Origin of the sequence: Nocardia cerradoensis NBRC 101014, assembly GCF_000308535.1 — a bacterium.
GTDB classification, from domain to species: Bacteria; Actinomycetota; Actinomycetes; order Mycobacteriales; family Mycobacteriaceae; genus Nocardia; species Nocardia cerradoensis.
Genome location: NZ_BAFW01000316.1, coordinates 1 through 3448 on the forward strand (window position 1 = coordinate 1; position 3448 = coordinate 3448).

Here is a 3448-nt window from a genome sequence, read left to right on the forward strand (position 1 = left end):
GCTATCTACTTCCTGTTGGAGGATCGGCAACCCACCGGCTCGGTGCCGATCGGCGATATCGCCACTCTCACGCCCGGCCAGCAGATGAAGGCGAAGGTGGAGGTGTCGTGGTACACGTCGGCGTGGGGTATCGACTGGTACACCACCGCGTGGGGTGACCCGGTGCCCAGCCGCCTGGGGAAGGTTGGACCCGTGAGGTTGGATCTGTTCTCGGTGCCGGTCATCCAGTGATACGACCTGTGTCGCCGTAGCATTCGGACGGTGAGTTGGTCCGACGTCATCAAGGCCGTTCCACCGTTTGCGCTGGGCGCGTTGTTGATTGCCCTCTACAACCTGTATCTCAAGCACCGCGAGATGACAATTCACGGCTGGCATGTGGTGACCGAGCGCAGCCACACAGTCACCAATGGCTGGCGGGATGCCGCTGTCACCTTCCGGGTTATGGGCCCGCACACCATGTACGAGATCAACGTCCATGGCTGGGGCGATATCGAGATTCCGGAGGATTACGCTGGCGAGATCCCGAAGATGACGTCCGAGAGTGACCCCATTCGACTCGAACTCACCTACCGGTACGACCCGGACGAAGACGGGCCATGGGTGGGAGTCGTTTGGACCGAGGCGTCGCGGTTGGGCGTAGTAGAGCACGGCGCGCGCATTAACCTGCTGACCAGTGATTACGAGCGTTGGCAATGGCACCACGTGCGGAACTTCTTCCGACCGTGGCGCAAACCTACAGGCGGCTGGCATCCGGCCGCCGAGATGCGCGCCCGGCGAACCTACCAAGTACCGACTGACAGCTGAACCACTGTCTTGCACCCCTTCCTCCTACCGTGCGCCCTCGATATCCCCAGGGCAGCAGTAATGGATGGAGGACACCATGGCGACTACCGAACCGCCGCATGGCATCGAGGATTTGGCCGGACAGGTCAACGACATCAACGTCGAAGAGGAGCGCGCGCAGATCGCGGCGGAACGAGCGAAAGTCGCGGCGGAACGTGCGGCACTCGAGCACGAGCAAGCTCTGGTCCGCCAGCGACGCGTCCGCGAGGACCAGCAGCAGCCGACTGTGCTGGAGCCGTCCGGCGAACCGGTCGCGCAGGAGCCGGCGCCGCGGTCGTATACGCCGGCGGTGGTGGATTCCGATGGTGGGGAGTTCGAGGTCGACGTCGAGACGGGTGAGGTGATTCGGGACAGCTTCGGTCAGCCGATCCCGAAGTGGAAGCACCAGACCGTCGAACTGGACGGTGAGATCATCCAGGTACGGAAGCCTGCGCCGCAGGCGTTGCAGGCGTTTTCGATGGCGATCAGCAAGTACGCGCCGCCGCAGATCCAGATGGATATGGCGAATCTGTTTGTGAAGAACCATATTTCGCCGCTGTCGTACGGTCGTCTGCTGGCGCGGATGATGGATCCCGAGGAGTCGTTCACCATGGAGGACTTCGGCCGGCTCATCGAGAAGATCGCGACTCTGGACACTGCCCGCCCTATCGAGCCGTCGCGTCCTTAGCGCTGTTCGCGGCGCGTAATTGGCGCACCATTCGAGGGCAGTTCATCAAGTCCGGTATCCCGGATCCGTTGCGGCAGTTGCCGGATATGCATGCGGTGCTGGACTTCGTGGAGGTCCTGTGGACCGAGTCGATGGACGCGAAGGAACTCGAGGAGTGGCATCGGGAGATGTACCGCGAGGAAACCATCGACATGGAGTCCGGGGAGCTGAAGGCGGTCCCGGCCGGGTTCGACGCGGCCGACGAGTTGGCGGGGTTCGACGCTTTCGCCGCGATGGGCATCTGACCCCGCCACCGTCACTGGAGGTCCGGGGGCAGGTTCCAGCGCTTGTTCTTCACCTGTCCGCGACCGGGGCGGCGTTCGTTCCATTCATCGATGGTTTGAGGCAGCCACCCTTTGCGGTCGCCGATCTCGGCGTCGGCGGGCGGCAGCTTGTACCGGTTGAGCGTGTCGTATTTCACGCCGATCCGTTCGGCGACGCCGGCGCGGCTCAGGTACTTGATTGCCATATCTCTCACCTGCCTTCCTAAGCCCCCGAATCATACACGCGCCGACTGGTATTGTGCCGAGCCGGTTTTGGCACCTACACACCTCTAATGTGCGCAAACCGTGACCCATAGCGGCGGGTATTGTGAAGATCACAAACAATCTGGCTGCACCCCAGCGGCCTACCGTGCGCGACATGAGCCAGCTCCAAGCCGATGTGGTGATCCTGTCGCCGAACGACAGCGGCGCGCGCAATCCGGGCACCTGCCAGCTGATGGTGATTCACACCAACGAAGGCCCGGCGACCGGCTCGGTGGCCGGCCTGCTCCAGTACCTCGCGAACCCTCGCGTGGAGGCCAGCTACACCATCGTCGTCGGCGGTGACGGGACCATCGGCCGCAGCAACGACGACAACTACATCCCTTGGGCGGCAGGCAGTCCCGCGAACGAACGCGGCCTGCACCTGTGCTGCCTGGGATATGCGGCCGACACCCGCGCCGACTGGCTGGCCCGGCCGAAGCAGCTCGACGCCGCCGCGCGGGTGCTGCGCGACTGGCACGACCGCTACGGCATCCCGCTGGTGAAGCTGTCGGGCGCGCAGATGCGGGCCGGACAGCGCGGTGTCGGCGGGCACGCGGACACCGTGGATGCCTGGCACGCCACCGATCACCACGACCCCGGCGCCGGTTTCCCCTACGACGTGGTGATCGGCAAGGCCATTGCACTCGGCGGCGGACCGGCCGCCCCCGAATCCCAGGAGGACGATATGCCCAGCGCCAAGGAAATCGTGGACGCGTTTCTGGCGGCCCGCCCCACCCAGCCGGACGGCAGTTCGGACGCGACGGTGGGCGAATTGCTGACGTGGACCGACAAGCACGCCGCCGATCTGGTGGACCAGGCGGCTGGCCCGAAGTCCAAGGATCAGCGCGACGGCCTGGCCCCGACCGGCTGGCCGCAGCTGGCTGGCCTGAGCCTGGTCGACGCCGTGGCCACCATCGGCGCGAAGCTCGGCATCCAAGGGTTCCAGGACAAGTCGAGGTCGAAGTGATCGTCAACCCCTGGCTGGCTTATCTGCTCATCCAGCGGTTGATGCACCTGGTGCCGTCCGGCGTCTGGTGATCCGTCCCAATTCGAAGGAGTCGACATGCTGTCCAGCCTGTCCGCTGCCGCGGCCGCGATGCCGTGGGGCACCATCGCTCACGTGGTCGGCGCGATGATCTACGCCGGTATCGGCGCTGTGCTCGGCGTATGAGCTAGCGGCGGGACGCGTCCCGCTTGTCCCGCCGCTGTCCCGGCCGCCCCGTCGTGGGCCGCCGCTTCTGTCGCTACTGTCGCTCGGATGGCCGATCGAGAGCCGGGCGACCGGAAATAATCCGATGAAATCGGTTGCAATCCGATCGAATCCGAGGACACCGATGGTTACCGACAGGTAGCTTAGAGTGTTGGGATTGAG

Annotated in this window: 6 protein-coding genes; 5 read left to right on the forward strand and 1 reads right to left on the reverse strand. The window is 64.7% G+C overall.

Annotated elements, in window-relative coordinates:
- The 4 genes from ON23_RS28340 to ON23_RS28355 all read left to right on the forward strand — a co-directional run.
- Nucleotides 1–231, forward strand: a 231-nt coding sequence (locus tag ON23_RS28340; RefSeq protein ID WP_039781992.1) for a hypothetical protein, incomplete at its 5' end; no start/stop codon positions are given.
- A 30-nt stretch (nt 232–261) separates the two neighbouring features.
- Nucleotides 262–804 (forward strand): hypothetical protein, encoded by a 543-nt coding sequence (locus ON23_RS28345; protein WP_039781993.1) that lies wholly within the window; start codon nt 262–264, stop codon nt 802–804.
- A 76-nt stretch (nt 805–880) separates the two neighbouring features.
- Nucleotides 881–1510: a hypothetical protein gene (locus tag ON23_RS36190; RefSeq protein WP_143860646.1), complete on the forward strand. Its 630-nt coding sequence runs from the start codon at nt 881–883 to the stop codon at nt 1508–1510.
- A 2-nt stretch (nt 1511–1512) separates the two neighbouring features.
- A complete protein-coding gene (locus tag ON23_RS28355; protein ID WP_420847579.1) occupies nt 1513–1794 on the forward strand; it encodes a DUF7240 domain-containing protein in 282 nt (93 codons plus the stop codon).
- A gap of 11 nt (nt 1795–1805) precedes the next feature.
- Here ON23_RS28355 and ON23_RS28360 read toward each other — a convergent pair whose 3' ends face one another.
- Nucleotides 1806–2018, reverse strand: coding sequence for a hypothetical protein (locus ON23_RS28360; RefSeq protein WP_039781996.1), 213 nt, complete (start codon nt 2016–2018; stop codon nt 1806–1808).
- A gap of 173 nt (nt 2019–2191) precedes the next feature.
- On the opposite strand from ON23_RS28360, the gene ON23_RS37575 reads away from it, so the two are divergent.
- Nucleotides 2192–3043 (forward strand): peptidoglycan recognition protein family protein, encoded by an 852-nt coding sequence (locus tag ON23_RS37575; protein WP_086006999.1) that lies wholly within the window; start codon nt 2192–2194, stop codon nt 3041–3043.
- The last annotated feature ends 405 nt before the right edge of the window (nt 3044–3448 follow it).